This is a genomic window from Staphylococcus pasteuri (assembly GCF_030547725.1).
Classification (GTDB): domain Bacteria; phylum Bacillota; class Bacilli; order Staphylococcales; family Staphylococcaceae; genus Staphylococcus; species Staphylococcus pasteuri.
This window is the reverse complement of sequence record NZ_JAUOQO010000165.1, coordinates 1-312: the sequence shown is the minus strand read 5'-3', so window position 1 is coordinate 312 and position 312 is coordinate 1. Positions and strand designations below refer to the sequence as shown.

At 41.0% G+C, this 312-nt stretch carries 1 protein-coding gene; it reads right to left on the bottom strand.

Annotation, left to right across the window (positions count from 1 at the left end):
- The coding region (locus tag Q4528_RS13245; RefSeq protein ID WP_303521962.1) for a transglycosylase domain-containing protein at positions 1 to 312 on the bottom strand (312 nt) is incomplete at both ends.

The following is a 312-nucleotide window of genomic DNA, read 5'->3' as shown; positions in this document are numbered from 1 at the left end:
AGTGTAAGCTGGTCGACTGTTTTTCCGTAATATACTTGTGCAGCGGCGCCGACACCAAATGAGCGATAGCCCAAGGGGATTTTATTGAGATATAAAGCAAGAATTTCATCTTTCGATAATTCCTGTTCAATCTTAATCGCTAAAAAGATCTCCTTGATCTTACGGATGTAAGTTTTTTCCCGAGTTAAGAAAAAGTTACGAGCTACTTGTTGAGTAATAGTACTTGCGCCTTGGCTTTTTTCGCCGGTAGCTATCAAGTTTACTGCAGCCCGAGTAATACCAATTGGGTCGATACCTGGATGTGAATAGAAG